1 protein-coding gene is annotated in these 249 nt (G+C 55.8%); it reads right to left on the bottom strand.

The genetic code is table 11. From position 1 onward, the window contains the following. Nucleotides 1-151 precede the first annotated feature (151 nt). Nucleotides 152-249, bottom strand: a 98-nt coding sequence (locus tag VSR68_RS43060; RefSeq protein WP_428983721.1) for a DUF6429 family protein, incomplete at its 5' end; no start/stop codon positions are given.

Raw genomic sequence — 249 nt, 5'->3', positions numbered from 1 at the left:
CCGAGAAGCGGGCGAAGCCCATGCAGCTCGCGCAGCTCGAAAAGCTCACAGCGTGGCTCGATGAGCGGATCGCCAGGGAAGCAGACGAGCGCGACCGCAGTGCGTGCATTCGCAACCGGGCCCTAGTATCCTGAGTTAGAAGTTCGTTGAATTAATTTCCGGTTGTTTCCGGAATGACGAAATGCTCATTAAAGAGCCGCTCGGATTCGCGCAATCCCTCTTCGGTAAAGATCACGGACTTCGTCTTGT

This window comes from Paraburkholderia phymatum (assembly GCF_038900715.1).
Lineage (GTDB): Bacteria > Pseudomonadota > Gammaproteobacteria > Burkholderiales > Burkholderiaceae > Paraburkholderia > Paraburkholderia phymatum_A.
The sequence above is the reverse complement of the archived record's forward strand: the minus strand, read 5'-3'. Positions and strand labels throughout refer to the sequence as shown.